Genomic DNA, 13,196 nt, shown 5'->3' with positions numbered 1-13,196 from the left:
TTACACCCTTTCGATGTCGTGACGACCGAACAGCCCGTGCGGACGGATCATGACCGTAAGAATGAGCACGGCAGCGACGATAAGCTCACGGCTTCCGCCTCCGACAAGCGGATCGAGGAAATCAGCGCCAACGTTTTCGACGACGCCCAGGATGATGCCCGCGATCACGGCGCCAAGGATACTGTCGAGACCACCGAGAACGGCAACCGTCAGACCTTTGAGAAGCAACAGCGACAGCGCCTGATCGACACCCTGAATCTCGCCCCATATAACGCCTGCGGCGACGGCAACAACGGATGCCAGCGCCCAAGAAAAGCCAACTCCGCGTTCAACCGAGATGCCGACCGACCACGAAGCCATGTAATCATCCGCGATCGCCCGCAACTTGATCCCGGTCCGGGTTCGGAAAAACAGCATGAAGGCGACAAACAAGACGAGCGCAACACCGGCACCAACCAGATGGATGCGGCTGATGAATATGTCGCCCAGGAACAGCGGATCATAGCTGACGCCCAATTCCATCGAACGCGACGTCCCGCCCCAGATCGCAAGCGTTGTACCCCGCAGGAAAATGTCGAGGCCGAGTGTCAGCATCAAGATCATGACAACCGGCCGACCTGCGAGACGGCGCAGAGCAACACGCTCAATGCCGAACCCAAGGCCGAACATGACAACCGCAGCCAGAGGGATGGCCAGCCACAAGGGTAAACCCACGTCGCGTGCCAGCGCCAGGACCACATAGGCCCCGACCATGGTCAACCCGCCCTGCGCCAGATTGGGCACCGAAGATGCCTTGTAAATCAGCACAAGGCCGATGGCGAATAGCGAGTACAGCAGACCCGTCAAGGCTCCGTTGATCGCAAGCTCTGATAGAAAGACCCAGTCCATTTATACCTCCCTGATGGGAAGGCTTCTTTCGACCTTCCCTACTTCCCCGGTCTCGTAAGTCACCTGCGCGCTTACATGGACCTCTTTTGAACCGTCGTAGAGCGCTGCGATCACGTCGGCATAGCGTTCCTGAACGACCTTCCGCCGCAGTTTTCGGGTTCGCGTGATTTCGCCATCGTCCGGGTCGAATTCTTTCGGCAGACTGACAAAGCGTTGCAGGCGCAATGGTTCGGTGACGGCCTTGTTGACCCGTTGGAAGGCCTCGCGAAGCAACGTCGCGACCTCTTCACGCTGAGAAAGATCGGCATAAGACACATAGGGCACGCCGTTCACCTCTGCCCAGTGGCCAACGGCTTCGAAATCCACGCAGACCATAGCCGTCAATTCGTCAAGCCCGGCGCCGATTACGGCAGCATCCTTAATATAAGGGCTGAATTTCAACCGGTTCTCGATGTAGTTTGGCACAAACCGCTCGCCTCCGGCCGTATGCATGACCTCGGAGACGCGCCCCAGAACAACCAGGTGTCCATCTTCCTCCAAATACCCGGCATCACCTGTATGCAGCCACCCGCCCTCAAGGGCTTCGGCGGTCGCTTCGGGTTTGTTGAAGTACCCTTCGAATACGCTGTCCGAGCGTACCAAGATCTCCCCGTCCTCGGCGATGGTCACCTCGACGCCGGGCGCGGGTTTGCCAACCGTATGAAGGCGCACTTCACCCGGAGACTGAATTGCATTGATCGCGCTGTTTTCGGTTTGGCCGTAGAGTTGGCGCAATTTGATTCCCAAGGCTCGGTAGAAAACAAAGGTGTCTTCGCCGATCGCTTCGCCGCCGGTGAACGCGTTCTTGAGGCGGCTCATTCCGAACTGGTCCTTGATCGGACCGAAAACAATTGCCTCACCCAAAAGTCGGCCCAAAGGCTCCAATATACCACCGCTTTTTCCGTTCAGCTTGCGTGTCTCAGCGGCGATGGCCCGATCCATGAAGAAATGATACAGCCATTTCTTGAAAGGGGTCGAATTCTCGATACCCACCTGGATTGTCGTCAGCATTTGGTCCCAGCTTCTCGGCGCCGCCAGATAGAAGGTCGGAGCGATCTCGCGCATGTCGCGCACGACCGTTTCCTGGCGCTCAGGCACATTCACGGTGAAACGCCAAAGGAGTGCCGCGGCAACGGTTATGGCGTAGTCTCCCACCCAGGCCATCGGCAAGTACGCGAGGATCTCCTCATTTTCGTCGAAGGCACCCGCCGCATGTCCATTCCGAGCAGCAGCAAGAACGTTCTTCTGACTCAGTACGATGCCCTTCGGCGCGCCCGTCGTTCCGGAGGAGTGCAGAAAAATGGCCGGATCTTCCGGCTTCGCACGATTAAGCAGTTCCTCACGCAGGCCCGGGGTTTCGTTCAGATCGTGCTGACCAACTTCGATCAGGTGATCCCAGGACATCAGCCCTTCAACCTCGTAGAAGCCAAGACCGCGCGCTTCATCATAAATGATGTGGTCGATGCCCTCGGCGCCCGTGTCCTTCAGTTCCAGGATCTTGTCAACCTGTTCCTGATCTTCCGCGATGGCCGCGACGATCTCGACTTCGCCAAGAAAGTGCCGCAGTTCCTCAAGAGTTGCGCCCGGATAAGCGGGCATGGCGTAGGCACCAAGCAACGAAACAGCCAGCATGCCACCATACAACCGCGCACGGTTATCGCCCAGAACAAGCACTGCTTTGCCAGGCTTCACGCCGATTTTTTCAAGTCCAGCCGCACAGGCCACCACCTCTTGGGCGTATTCCGCCCAAGTGGTTTCTTTCCATATCCCACGCTCTTTTTCGCGAAGGGCGATATCCTTTCCGTGGAGCGACGCGTTCTTCGCCAGAAGTGCACCAATCGTTTCGCCGCCTGAAGACCGGTTCTTCGTAAAATCAGTCATGCGACCCTCCGATATATGCCTCGATGACCCGCGGGTCCTTCACAACCTCCTTGGGGATGCCACTGGCGATCATTTCACCGTAATTCAGTGCCAGCATCCGATCACAAATGCCGGTGATGACATCCATATGGTGTTCGATCAGCAGAACGCTGACGCCGCGTTCGGCACGGGCATCCAGAATGAAACGGGACATATACCCTTTCTCTTCCTGGTTCATGCCGGCCATCGGTTCATCGAGAATCAGCATCTGTGGCTCGGCCACCAATGCCCGCGCCAGCTCGACCCGCTTTTTCAACCCGATCGGAAGACCATCGACCAACTCATGCCGAATGCTCTCGAGCTGTAGAAACTCGATCACCTCCTCGACGATTTTACGGTTCTCGATTTCTTCACGCTGTGCTGCCCACCAATATAGCGCCGTACGCAAAACGCCTGGGCTCATGTGGATGTGCCGCCCGAGCAGGATGTTGTCCAGAACGCTCATCCCGTTGAACAGGGCAAGATTTTGGAACGTTCTGGCAACGCCGAGCTTGGCAACCTTGTGAGGCGCCGTACCCGTAATGTCGTTTCCTGCCAGCCGGACCCTGCCCTCGTTTGGCGGGTAAAATCCGGTAATTGCGTTTGTTAGCGTTGTCTTGCCGCTGCCATTCGGACCGACAAGTCCAAAGATTTCCCCTTGTCGAATAACGAGGTCAACACCGGTGACAGCGACGATGCCGCCGAACCGTCGTTCGACCCCGCTGCACTCCAGTATCGCCCCATCATCGGCTCCGATTGCTGTGTTAATCCTTGTCGTCATCTAGATATCATTGTCCCCCTAAGGTTCACGGCCAACATCAGGTAATCCGGAAGTAGTCCGGCCGCCCCGTTGGCCATGGATCCCCCCACAATTGCTGCCCACCGTCGATGTTCAGAACTTCTCCGGTTACGAATTTCCCTGAATTCGCCGCCATATAGACAACCCCTTCAGCGACATCCCATTCGTCCCCGGCGTGCCGCATCGGGTTGGAGTCCTGAAAGGTCGCAGAACCCTCCGGAGGGTAGTTCCCGAAACCGTTGCTTTCGCAGCAACCCGGCGCCACGCAGTTCACTCGGATACCGTGCGGGGCCCACTCCACCGCAACCGACTTGGACAGGTAAACTACCCCTGCCCGGGCCGCACAGGTATGCGCGATGCCGGGCATGCCGCGCCAGATATCGGCCACGATGTTGACGATGGAGCCCGATTGCTTGTTGGCAACCCAGTGGCGCGCCGTGGATTGCATCATCCACCACGTGCCGTTCAGGTTGGTGTCTATGACCGCATTCCAGCCCTTTGGACTAAACTCCAACGCTGCTTGCGGAAACTGACCCCCAGCATTGTTCACCAATACGTCAATCGCCCCGAACTCCTGGTTCGTCTTGGCGACAAAATCCTCGACCTGCTCAGGCTCCCGGATGGTCATAGGCACAGCGAAAACTTCGCCCCCGAAACTTTCAAGGAACTCCTTGGCCAAAGCCAGTTTCTCTTCGTTGCGTCCATTGATCGCCAGATTGGCCCCGAGCCTTGCGAACAAGGTCGCAATTGCCAGCCCCAATCCGCCTCCGGCCCCGGTCACCACAACGACTTTGCCGGTGAATAAACCGCTTGCGTAAACGGTTGCACGTTTTGATAGGTCCTCCCTCGAAGACCCAAACTGCGTCTTATTCATGACGCCTCCTCCCATTCCCCATTAGGGACAGCTGCCAATAATCTAACGGGCGTTAGAAAAATGGTCAAGACAACTTTTCCCACCAGCCCCGCCCGTTATCTCCGATCAGTAAGACTTTGGAAGTCCAAGGGCTTTTTCTGCTATGAACGACAGAAGCATCTGCGGTGTCACCGGTACGATGCGGAACAGCAGAGCTTCACGTACCAGTCGCTCCACGTGATATTCCTTAGCATATCCGAATCCGCCAAACGTAATTTGCGCGGCTTCGGTCGCCTCGACCGCGGCGTCGGCGGCCAAAAGCTTGGCGGCGTTCGCCTCGACGCCGCAGGGTTCTCCCGCATCGTAGAGGGCTGCAGCGTGCATCACCATGAGATTGGCAGATTCCACTCGCGCCCAGGCTTTGGCGAGTGGATGCTGAACACCCTGATTTTGGCCGATCGGGCGGTCAAAAATCACACGTTCGTTTGCATAATGCGCCGCTCGCGCCAGTGCGTTGCGCGCAATACCGATGCATTCACCGGCCACCAGGATGCGTTCGGGATTCAACCCGTGCAAAATTTGCCTAAAGCCTTTGCCCTCCTCCCCGATCAGGTCCTCAGCCGGAATCGGCAATCCATCGATGAAGACTTCGTTCGAATCGACAGCCTTTCGACCCATCTTTTCGATCTCTCGCACGTCAACGAAATTTCGGTCGAGATCTGTATAGAATAGGCTCAGCCCTTCGGTCGGGCTGCTCACATCCTCAAGCCGCGTTGTTCTGGCCAGAAGCAACATCTTGTCTGCCACCTGCGCGGTAGAAATCCAGACTTTTTGTCCGTGCACGACATATCTGTCCCCCTGCCGCACCGCCATGGTCTTCAGCTTTGTGGTATCCAACCCGGTCGTCGGTTCGGTTACGGCGAAACAGGCCTTTTCATCGCCTGCTATTAGAGGGCCAAGCATACGCGCGCGCTGCTCATCGGTCCCAAACTTCACCACCGGGTTGAGCCCGAAAATGTTCATGTGGATGGCCGAGGCTCCGCTTGCGCCGGCCCCCGACTCGGCAATTGCCTGCATCATGATGGTCGCTTCGGTGATCCCCAGACCCGCGCCGCCGACAGCTTCTGGCATGGCGATACCCAGCCAGCCGCCATCGGCCATTGCCCTGTGCAGTTCATGGGGAAAACCACCGTTGCGATCCCGATCCAGCCAATAGTCGTCGTCGAACCTTGCGCAAATCCGCAGAACCTGGTCGCGAATCTCTTGTTGGTCGGCGGTCAATCGAAATGTCATAGCGCGCGCCCTCTTTCCAATCTTACGAGCCCAGCCTCACATAGGGCAGCGATCCGCTCATCGTCAAAACCAAGATCACGCAGAATGCTTTGGCTGTCTGCGCCAGGCGGTCGTCCCAGCCAACGAAGCTGACCGGGCGTCGCGCTGAGATGAGGGACCGGACCAATGACCTGAGTCTGTTCGCCAGCGACCGACACGATATCCCCGCGATGGCGTATCTGCTCGTTCGTCGCGATTTCCTCGACACTCAACACACGCGAGGCAACGGCATCATGGCGGGCGAATACCGCCTCCACTTCCTTAGCCGTGTGCTGCGTGACGAAATCATTGATCGCGTCAAAGACCACCGTCATGTGCTGCGACATCTCGCCGAGTGTCGCAAACCGCGAATCATCGGCAAGGGCGTCCCCGCCGACTGCCCGCAACAGTCGGTGCGCGGTTTCCGCGCTCCCTGCGGAAACGGTCAGCCACACCCCATCGGACGTTCGGAACATCCCCCCCGGAGCAAAGTCCATCGGCTGGCGCAGCCCATTGCGCCGCGGCGAGAGGTTCGCGCCCGTCAATGCGGGAACAGGATAGTCCATCAACCGAAGCAACGCCTCGAACACCGCAAGATCGACGACCTGACCGCGTGCAATGCCCTTTTCGCGAGCAAATAGCGCGATCATGATTCCCAAAGCGCCCATCAGCCCTGTCGTGCTGTCGGCCGCCGGAAAGCCGGGGTGCATCGGCGGCCCGTCGGGAAAACCGGTCAGATGCGCTAATCCACTCATGGCCTCCGCAGCACGCCCAAACGCTGGCACGTCGCGCATCGGACCGTCCTGTCCGTAACCTGAAACCCGCAAGACAACCAAGTCCGGGTTCCAATCGTGCAAGACGTCTGGCCCAACACCGGCACGTTCCAGCACACCCGGTCGGAAATTTTCGATCAGCACGTCGGCATCTTCAACCAACCTGCGCAGGATGTCCCGGCCCTCGTCGGACTTCCAGTCCAGGCCTAGTGTTTTCTTGTTGCGGCCCAAAGTCTTCCACCAGACGCCCACCCCATCCTCTGCCTTGGGTCCAAGGTCGCGCATCATATCCGTCCGGTTGGGGGCTTCGATCTTGATGACATCTGCACCAAAATCCGAGAGTAAAGCTGCCGCAAGTGGTCCGGCAATTACGTGACCAAGTTCTATAATCTTCAGTTGATCAAGGGGGCCAGACATCTGCACTTTCGATTTTGCTAATTTTCTAATGACTGTTCGATTCCTAGCAAAGGCGAAGTCGGACCTCAAGATTCAAAGGTAATCACCTCCCCGAAAACGTAACCGCCCGGTTGTTACCATGGATCAGTTCATTGGCGTCCAGTTCCATGGAAGCGGTTCGTTGAGCGGGTTGGTCATGTGATTGTGGATGCGGTCGAGGATTTCGGCCAGCCAGGCTTGCGGATAGAGGCCGTTCATCTTGGCTGTCTCGACAAGGGACATCGCCCGGGACAGCGTTTCGCCACCGCTGTCGGAGCCTGCAAAAAGCCAGTTCTTTCGCCCGATGCTGATCGGGCGCATGACGCGCTCGGCGGTGTTGTCGTCGATGCCGACGCGGCCATCTCCAAGGAAGAGCTCGAATGACGGCCAGCAGCTGAGACCATAGCGGAAGGCCTTCGCGAGATCGCCCTTGCCGGGAATGCGTAGCAGTTGGGCCTCGGTCCATGCCTTGAAGGCCTAGACCATGGAGCGGGAGTGCGCCTGGCGTGCTGCCAGCCGCAGTTCCGCTGTCTTTTTTGCCCACCCGAACTATGGCCTGCCGTGCGTTCTTTCAGGCCTGTGGGACGAAGCGCTCGTCTTTGGCGGCACCGAAGTGGCTCCGACATTCGGCGGTTTTCTCGAAGGCGCGCTTGAGGCGACGGAACATGCCTACACCGTCCTTAAGACGGGTCGAGGGCGCTCAGAGAAACGCTTATAACTGCATCTGCGTTCAGGCTGTCGCTGGGGAACCTGAAGGAGCGTTTTCTTGTTTAGGCGGCTTGATCAAGAAGAACAGCGCATACAATACCGGCACCGCGACCAGTGTCAGGATCGAGGCGAACGCGAGGCCACCCATGATTGTGACAGCCATCGATGCGAAGAAGGCGTCTGATATGAGCGGAATCATACCGAAAATCGTTGTGCCCGCAGCCAGCACGACGGGCCTCAAACGGCTGACCGAGCCATCGATTACCGCCTGATAGTCCTCGACACCTTCGGCGCGTTGCTGATCGATTTCTTCCACCAGCACAATGGCATTCTTCATCAGCATCCCGGAAAGGGACAAGAAGCCGAGAAGCGCCGTGAACGTGAACGGTAGCCCAGTGAACAGCAGACCAAGAACCATCCCCGTGACCGACATCGGAACCACGAGCCACAGGATCAGTGGCTGGCGCAATTTGTTGAACATCAGGATCGAAATTGTCAGCATTACCAGAAAGCCCAAGGGAAGCTGTTTGCCGAGACTTGCCTGCGCTTCTCCCGCGCTTTCGAACTCGCCACCCCATTCCATCGTGTAGCCTTCGGGAAGCCGAATGGCTTCGATATCAGAGCGGACACTGCGAAAGGCCTCATCTGCTGTCAGGTCGCCGCCTGCACCGCCGAGGACCGTTATCGTACGCTCACGGTCGCGGCGGTGGATAAGGGCCTCGACGAGGCGGGGCTCAAAGCCGGAGACGAGGTTGGCCATCGGCACATAGCCATTTGCACCCGGCGACCAGACGGAGAGATCGCGCAAACGATCCAGCCCGTCGCGCTCGACCTCGGGAAGCCGCAGATACATAGGGATTTCGGCATCGCCTTCGCGCAGGGTGCCGACCCGCAGGCCCGAGGTCCCGTATTGCACGGTGTCGGAAATCGATCCGCGAGTCGCACCGGCCAACCGCATGCGAGCCTCGTCGACGATGGGTTCGACGAGAATTTCGCGCTGTCGCCAGTCTGTGCGCGGGTTTGTGATCGTGCCGGCCTCGTCGAAGATCGCAAGCGCGTTATCCGATAGCTGCCGGAGGACAACTGGATCGGGTCCGGAAAACCGGACGGCGACATCGGCCCCGGCAGGCGGACCGAAGACGATCTCCTCGACGCGGATAAGAGCATTGGGGAATTGCGCCGGCAGTTCACGATTGAGACGCGCCGCAACATCGGGGATGAGTGTGGCATCGGTCGCACGCACGATCAGCTGACCGTAGCTCGCATCGGCCTGCTCAGGGTTGTAGGTCAGCATGAAGCGGCTGGCCCCTCGCCCGACAAGCGTTGTAACGTCCGTCACGATCTCCTCGCCTAAGATGATCGCCTCCAGCCGAGCGATTTCTTCATTCGTGACTCGAATGTCCGTGCCTTGCGGCATCTGGAATTCGACGTAGAATATCGGGGTGTTCGACGCCGGAAAAAAAGCCTGTTTGACCTGACCAAAGGCCATGACCGACCAGACCGTGATTCCGACGATCGTCAGGACGACGAGCACACGGGCGCGCAGCGCCAGCCTGAGGAAACCGCGGTAGGCCGAATAGACGAAGCCGCGATAGGGGTCCTTGGAGGTGTTTTTTGGCGCCTTCAGAAGGAGCTTCCCAAGATAGGGTGTAACGGTCACGGCGAGGATCCAGCTCATCAGCAACGAAATCGCGATAACCGCGAAAAGCGAAAACAGAAATTCGCCGGTGGCATCTGGCGACAGTCCAATTCCAGAGAACGCCATGATCCCGATCACGGTAGCCCCAAGCAGAGGAAATGATGTCGCGGTCTCGGTATCGGCGGCGGCGTCTTCGGCGGACTTGCCCCGTGCCATGCCAATCAGCATGCCTTCGGCGATCACGATGGCGTTGTCGACCAGCATACCCATAGCGATGATCAGCGCCCCAAGACTGATCCGTTCCATCTCGATGCCGAAGACAGACATGAAAAACAGCGTGGAAAACACCGTTAGGCCCAGCGTGGCACCCACCACCAGACCCGCGCGCCAACCCATGGTCAGCATCAGCGCCCCGATGACGATGGCCACGGATTGACCGAGGCCGACGAGGAAGCTCGAGACCGCTTCGTCGACGACCTTATGCTGTTCATAGATCGGTACGATCTCGACGCCGTCCGGCAATTCGGTCTTCAGCTGGTCCAGCCGTGCCTCGACCGATCTGCCGACCTCGACAACGTTGCGGTCCACGAGCGCCGAGACCCCGAGGGTGAAGGCCCGCGTGCCATTGTGACGCACGATCTGGCTCGGCCGCTCTGTCTCCTCTCGGACCACGCGAGCGATGTCGTAGAGCGCAATCTGCCCGACCTCTCCGGGGGCGCCGAGCCGCAGCGCCTCTATGCCCTCGACGCTGACATAACCCGGCGGAACGGACACGCCCAGCCGAGACAGCCCTTCGCTGATCTCGCCGTTGGAGAAAACCTGGTTTTCGTCGGCGATGATACCGAGGATCTGGTCCGGTGGCAGGCCCAGTTCGGTCAGGCGCGCCGAAGGGATCGAAATGATGATCTCCTCTTCAGCCAGCCCCTGAACCTCGATCTTGGCCACCCCGTCGACGGTGACAAGGTCGCGCCGCAGTTTAGTCGCGAGGTCTCGCTGTTCCGAGGCGCTCAACCCATCGGCCGTCACAGCGTAGAACATGCCGTAGACGTCGCCGAAATCGTCATTGATGATCGGAGACTGCGCACCGGAGGGAAGCTCTCCTTCGATGTCGCGGATACGGCGGCGCATCTCGTCCCAGACCTGCGGAATCTCGTCGGGCCCATAGGTCATCTCGATCTCGACCGTGATCTGGGCCATGCCCGGCATGGATTTCGATTCCACCCGGTCGAGCTGCTTCATCTGTTGGAGTGCGCTTTCCACGACATCGGTGACTTCCTCTTCCACCTCCATCGCCGTCGCGCCCGGATAGGGCACGAAAACGAGCGCCGTCTTGAGCGTGAAACTCGGGTCTTCGAGGCGTCCGACCGTGTTCAGCCCCCACAAACCGCCGAGAAGGCAAAAGATAATTGCCAGCCAAACGGCGACCGGACGTCGGATGCTTGCGCGGGAAATACTCATTGTCATGGTTTCGGTTTTCCGGTCCAGGATCGTTCAGAGGCCGCGAACCGCGACTGTTTCGTTTTCCTTCAGGCGCCACCACCCGCCGGACACAACCAGTTCGTCTCCGGAGAGCCCCTCAAGCACGACGATTTCGTCGTCGTTCGGCAGCCCCAGGCGGATCGTCTTACGGGACACCCGGCCGGTCCCCTCGTCATACAGCCAGATGGACGGCTCGCTCCGGCTCGTCGTGTCGATCGCCGAGACCGGGACGACTACCAACCGCGATTGCGCACCCTCCGCGGCGGCGGCTACGCGCACATTCGCCGTCATTCCGGGCAGCAATCTCGGGTCGATGGCGCCCTCGATTGCAAACTCGACGTCATAGGTTTGGGCTGTGGGGTCTGCATCGGTCACGAATGTCCGCAGATACAGAGTTGCGTCATATCCCGGCACAGCGGGGAAAGAGGCGGTTACCCTGAATGCATCGGGCTGGGCCCGTGCCATCGCGGCGAGTTCCTCGGGCAGCGAAATCCGCACCCGCATTTCACTGATGTCCTGCAACCTGGCAATCGGAGCCGCAGGGGTGACGTTCGAAAACTCCTCCAGAAAGATGCGCGCGACAATGGCGTCGAAGGGCGCGGTGATCGTGGCTTGAGCCAAGCGTCGCTCCGCTTCACGCAGGGCGACTTCTGCCTGAGCAAGCTGCGCGCGGTTCGTTTCAAGTCGGGCGTCGGTCGCCACCCCCCTCTCGGTCAGACTCAACGCACGATCGTATTCGGATTTTGCGAGGTCGAAAGAGGCCTGCGCCCGCTCCACGGCCAATTCGAAATCGACCGGGTCGAGCGCGGCAATTAAATCGCCTTTCTCAACCCGAGTCCCAGCATCTACCGCGAGGTCGGAAAGCTGACCCGAAACCTGAAAGGCAATATCCACGGTCCGGGCGGGCTCCACGCGGCCTGCCAGGCTGCGCGCCCTATCGCTATCGCGAAGCTCGGCACGCGATACTTCGACCGTGACCGGTTGGGCCATGTCTTGCTCGGCGCTCCCTTGCGCATCGGCACCGGAAACCTCATCCGTAGTCTGCGCGAAGACCTTGGATGCGATGTCCGGGTTGAATTGCACGAGAAGGACAATGGCGAGAAGAAGGGCGACCAATCCAGCGGCACCTCCTCGGAAGTATCTGGTTCTATTCAAGCTCATTTATCATGTCCTTCAATCTGTCGATGGCGGCGTCTTGCTGATCGTCGTCACCATCCGCGAGGCGAAGAAGCCTCTGGAAACGAAGACCCTGGATCGCCAAAAAAAGAACCATCGCCGCAGTGTCGTCCTGCGCGTCCGAACGGATGCGCTCGACATCACGGGACAGCTCTCTTCTCAGCGGGTCCAGAAGATTCGGATCCGACGCCGAAACCGCGAGAATAGCCATCGAAAGGTCATCATCGGTGCTTACGGCTTGCAGAACTGTCTCGAGATGACCGCGCAGGGTGCGGGAACTGTGCCCTTCCGGGACCGACGCCAGACGTTCGCGGTGCTCCGCGAGCATTTCGTCGAGCAGCCCGGCCAGAAGCGCTTTCTTGGTGGGGAAGTTGTACAACACCCCACCCTTGCTGAGGCCGGATTCCCGAGCGACGGCGTCGATCGTGATCTTTCCCGCGCCTTCTCGCAGCGCAATCGCCCGCGCAGCGCCGAGAATCTTCGGCGAGGCGTTCTTCGGTTGCTTTTCCACTTGTGCAGTCACCCTGTACCGTCCGGTCGGTTAAGTCATTGGGCGAGCTAATGCGCTGCCCCGTATTTGGCAAGCGAGCTCAATCTGAAAATTTGTCTCTGTGGCCGCTACCGTAAAGTCGCAGGAATGCAGCGACCGCTTCGCGCGCATGTTGCTCGCGGTGGACAGCTCGTTTCACTGCGAGAAGGCGCGGCATAAGTAGCCCCGAAACGCAAAGGTGTATGAAGTGATCGGACGCGCGCCGGACGTCATCGACATCGAGCGCGCCTTCGCGCGTAAGGCGCTCCAGAATCCGACCGACGAGTTCGCGGGCAGGTTTCGGGCCTGCGCGAAAATAAACCTCACCCACTTCGGGCAGTGCCTCGGAGGCGCCAACGCACGTTCGCAGGAGACGGATGTAGGTGTCGTCCAAGGTGAGGTCGACCATGCGAAGGGCGAGTTCTTCCAACTGGGCGCGCGGCTCCAAAGACGCGATCAAGGGCCGGAGGATTTCGTCCGCAAGCCGACCGCATTCGGATTCAACCACGCTCAGGAACAGTTGCTCCTTGGTCGGGTAATACGAATACATGGTTGCCTTCGACACTTTTCCTTCAGCGGCAATTGCATCGACCGTGGCTCCTTCGTAACCGCATCGGAAGAAAACCTCGCGCGCACCAATCATGACGTCGGCCATTTTTCTCACGGGC

The 13,196-nt window shown here is 59.1% G+C and carries 10 protein-coding genes and 1 pseudogene; all 11 read right to left on the bottom strand.

Annotated elements, in window-relative coordinates; translation table 11 throughout:
- The 11 genes and pseudogenes from E7681_RS15385 to E7681_RS15330 all read right to left on the bottom strand — a co-directional run bounded on the left by E7681_RS15385 (position 1) and on the right by E7681_RS15330 (position 13,183).
- On the bottom strand, positions 1-888 hold the full coding sequence (locus E7681_RS15385; protein ID WP_027264303.1) for a branched-chain amino acid ABC transporter permease: 888 nt from the start codon (positions 886-888) through the stop codon (positions 1-3).
- Complete coding sequence (locus E7681_RS15380) at positions 889-2,808, bottom strand: AMP-dependent synthetase/ligase (RefSeq protein WP_136340175.1); 1,920 nt, start codon at positions 2,806-2,808, stop codon at positions 889-891.
- Complete coding sequence (locus E7681_RS15375) at positions 2,801-3,607, bottom strand: ABC transporter ATP-binding protein (RefSeq protein ID WP_136340174.1); 807 nt, start codon at positions 3,605-3,607, stop codon at positions 2,801-2,803. The genes E7681_RS15380 and E7681_RS15375 overlap by 8 nt, the downstream gene beginning before the upstream one ends.
- Positions 3,608-3,644: 37 nt before the next feature.
- Positions 3,645-4,499, bottom strand: a complete 855-nt coding sequence (locus E7681_RS15370) for an SDR family oxidoreductase (RefSeq protein WP_028284935.1) — start codon at positions 4,497-4,499, stop codon at positions 3,645-3,647.
- Between the two features lie 105 nt (positions 4,500-4,604).
- Entirely contained in the window at positions 4,605-5,771 is a 1,167-nt protein-coding gene (locus E7681_RS15365; protein WP_168733228.1) for an acyl-CoA dehydrogenase family protein, read from the bottom strand.
- Positions 5,768-6,979 carry a CaiB/BaiF CoA transferase family protein gene (locus E7681_RS15360; RefSeq protein ID WP_136340173.1) on the bottom strand — a complete coding sequence of 404 codons (1,212 nt, stop codon included), beginning with the start codon at positions 6,977-6,979 and terminating at the stop codon, positions 5,768-5,770. The genes E7681_RS15365 and E7681_RS15360 overlap by 4 nt, the downstream gene beginning before the upstream one ends.
- A 123-nt stretch (positions 6,980-7,102) precedes the next feature.
- Positions 7,103-7,525, bottom strand: a pseudogene (locus E7681_RS15355) (IS66 family transposase); the annotation flags it as partial.
- A gap of 202 nt (positions 7,526-7,727) precedes the next feature.
- On the bottom strand, positions 7,728-10,808 hold the full coding sequence (locus E7681_RS15345) for an efflux RND transporter permease subunit (RefSeq protein WP_136340171.1): 3,081 nt from the start codon (positions 10,806-10,808) through the stop codon (positions 7,728-7,730).
- A 27-nt stretch (positions 10,809-10,835) separates the two neighbouring features.
- Positions 10,836-11,939: an efflux RND transporter periplasmic adaptor subunit gene (locus tag E7681_RS15340; RefSeq protein WP_246032505.1), complete on the bottom strand. Its 1,104-nt coding sequence runs from the start codon at positions 11,937-11,939 to the stop codon at positions 10,836-10,838.
- A 31-nt stretch (positions 11,940-11,970) separates the two neighbouring features.
- Positions 11,971-12,522 (bottom strand): TetR/AcrR family transcriptional regulator, encoded by a 552-nt coding sequence (locus E7681_RS15335; RefSeq protein ID WP_234163372.1) that lies wholly within the window; start codon positions 12,520-12,522, stop codon positions 11,971-11,973.
- Between the two features lie 67 nt (positions 12,523-12,589).
- Positions 12,590-13,183, bottom strand: coding sequence for a TetR/AcrR family transcriptional regulator (locus tag E7681_RS15330; RefSeq protein ID WP_234163373.1), 594 nt, complete (start codon positions 13,181-13,183; stop codon positions 12,590-12,592).
- Positions 13,184-13,196 lie beyond the last annotated feature (13 nt).

The sequence above is a fragment of the Thalassobius vesicularis genome, assembly GCF_004799325.1.
In the GTDB taxonomy this organism is placed as follows: Bacteria; Pseudomonadota; Alphaproteobacteria; order Rhodobacterales; family Rhodobacteraceae; genus Thalassobius; species Thalassobius vesicularis.
This window is presented reverse-complemented; position numbering and strand designations above follow the sequence as displayed.